The 2,603-nt window shown below is 66.6% G+C and carries 2 protein-coding genes; both read left to right on the top strand.

What is annotated here, in order from left to right:
- The first annotated feature begins 275 nt into the window (after nt 1-275).
- Complete coding sequence (locus L6Q96_23095) at nt 276-1,097, top strand: chlorite dismutase family protein (protein MCK6557437.1); 822 nt, start codon at nt 276-278, stop codon at nt 1,095-1,097.
- 10 nt (nt 1,098-1,107) lie between these two features.
- On the top strand, nt 1,108-2,475 hold the full coding sequence (gene radA, locus L6Q96_23090) for a DNA repair protein RadA (protein MCK6557436.1): 1,368 nt from the start codon (nt 1,108-1,110) through the stop codon (nt 2,473-2,475).
- Nucleotides 2,476-2,603 lie beyond the last annotated feature (128 nt).

Here is a 2,603-nt window from a genome sequence, read left to right as displayed (position 1 = left end):
GATACGCCGATTGAGAAGACATCGGCTACTCAGGGCGATCGGGTTGTCGAGACGGCGCTACTCGGCACGAACGGTGGGTACTGCTCCTCGATCATCTGGAAAGTTCTTCGCGCCGTGCGCGCAAACTCGGAAATCGCAAATCAGGGTGAGCGGCTGCGGATAAGTTGCCATACTTATGCCGACGAGTACTTAGACCCGCCGCCGATGGCTTGCAGGGGCAACCCCCGTGCACTACGAGACTGGATGCAATCGTCCGTAACGGAAGGAGCGCTCCCATGAGCGAGTGGCCCAGCGGGCTCGTGCCCTCGGCGGGCTGGCCCGTCATGCACCTCTTCTATCGTGTCGACCGCGCGCGCTGGCGAGCGCTGACCGACGGCGCGCGCACAGCGGCAATCGAAGAGATGCAACGATGGATCGGTGGCCGGGTCGCCGAGGCGGACCTGCAGGTCATCGCCACGGCGGGGGTGACCAAGTTCGATCTCGGCTTCGTCGCGGTTCACCCCGATCTGTGGCGCCTGCAACGGCTCTCGCAGGAGGTCGCAGCGACCGCGCTCGGGTCGTGCCTGACGCCCGTGTACTCGTTTCTTTCGATGAGCGAGGCGAGCGAGTATATCTCCGACGAGCGCGACTGGGCTCGGTTGCTCATCGAGGAACATAAGCTCGACCCGGCGGCCCCGGAATTCGCGGCGCGCTTCGCGGCGCTGCGCAAGCGCACCGCGGCTTACGCGGAGTCGCGGCTCCATCCGCGGCTGCCGGAGAATTACCCGATCCTGTGCTTTTACCCGATGGCCAAAGCACGGCGCGACGGGGACAACTGGTACAAACTCGGTTTCGAGGAGCGCAAGCGGCTCATGCTGGGACACGGAGAGGCCGGCCGGCGATTCGCCGACCGCGTCAGTCAACTCATCACGACCTGTACCGGACTTGACGACTGGGAGTGGGGCGTGACCCTGTTCTCCCGCGACCTCAAGGCCATCCGCGACATCGTCTACGAATTGCGCTACGACCCGGCAAGCGCCGTCTACGGGTTATTCGGGCCTTTCTATATCGGCATCCGCCTCGAACCCGACCAGTTCGGCGTCGCTCTGCAACTGTGACGCCGCAGGCATGGCCCGCCCGCGCGCGATCTTCGCCTGTCAGACGTGCGGCTTTCAGTCGGCTAGCTGGCTGGGACGCTGCCCGGACTGCAACGCCTGGAACAGCCTGGTCGAAGAGCAGATCGACACCGCACCGATCGGCCGCCGCGGACCGCCGCGGACCGCGGCGATACCCGCGCCCCTGACTGCCCTGACCGGCGGTGACGAGGAACGCTGGGCTTCGGGTATCGGCGAGCTCGACCGCGTCCTCGGCGGCGGCGTCGTGCCGGGCTCGGTGGTACTGGTGGGCGGCGACCCCGGCATCGGCAAGTCCACCCTCGCCCTCCAGCTCCTCGCCGCACTGGCCCGTACCGGCACCGTCCTCTACGTCTCCGGCGAGGAATCCCCGCAGCAAATCAAGTTGCGCGCCGATCGACTCGGACTGCCGACGGCTCCGGAGGCCGAGCGGCTCATCGTGCTTCCGGAAACCTGCGTGGAGCGCATCCTCGAACACATCGAACGACTGGCGCCCGTCGCCATTGCCGTCGATTCGATCCAGACCGTGTTCACCGAAGGGCTCGCCTCCGCTCCGGGTAGCATCGGCCAGGTGCGCGAAAGCGCCGCGCAACTGGTCAGTCACGCCAAACGTACCGGGCGTGCCACCGTGCTCATCGGCCACGTAACCAAGGAAGGCGCACTGGCAGGCCCGCGCGTGCTCGAACACATGGTCGATACGGTCCTGTACTTCGAGGGCGACCGCGGCCATCCGTTCCGGATTCTGCGCGCCGCCAAGAACCGCTTCGGTTCGACCAACGAGATCGGCGTGTTCGACATGAAGGGCACGGGCCTGCAACCGGTGGAAAACCCTTCGGCCCTGTTCCTCGCCGAACGGCCCCAGGACGTGCCCGGTTCGGTGGTGGTCGCGAGCATGGAGGGCACCCGCCCGATCCTGGTCGAGGTGCAGGCGCTAGTCTCGCCTTCGGCGCTCGGTACCCCACGGCGCACAACCCTCGGGCTCGATCCCAATCGGGTCGCCTTGCTGGTCGCCATCCTCGAGAAGAAGCTCGGCGCGCAACTCTTCGGACACGACATCTTCGTAAACGTGGCCGGCGGAGTTCGCATCGACGAACCCGCAGCCGATCTCGGAGTGGCAGCGGCCGTGGCCTCGAGCTTCCTCGACCGACCCATCGACCCCCACCTCATCCTCGTCGGCGAAGTCGGCCTTGCGGGCGAGGTGCGGGCCGTCAGTCAGATCGAGCCGCGTTTGCGGGAAGCCGCCAAGCTCGGCTTCCGGCGCGCCCTGGTGCCGGACTCCGCGCGGCGACATCTCCCACCAACCGGCGGGCTCGAGGTCAGCGGCGTCGCATCAGTGGCCGCAGCGTGGGAGATCCTCTTCTGAATAACCCCCCGATGAATAGACCCCGAGAGTCGGGGATTCCCCCCGCAGAGACTGTCGATAAACTCCCGTTCACCCTTCGACGAGCCTAGCGCGGGCTGGCGCCCGCAACCCATCGCCTGACCAGCAAT

The sequence above is a fragment of the Candidatus Binatia bacterium genome (assembly GCA_023150935.1).
In the GTDB taxonomy this organism is placed as follows: Bacteria; Desulfobacterota; Binatia; order HRBIN30; family HRBIN30; genus JAKLJW01.
Note: the sequence above shows the minus strand (reverse complement) of the source record. Positions and strands in the feature narration are given on the sequence as shown.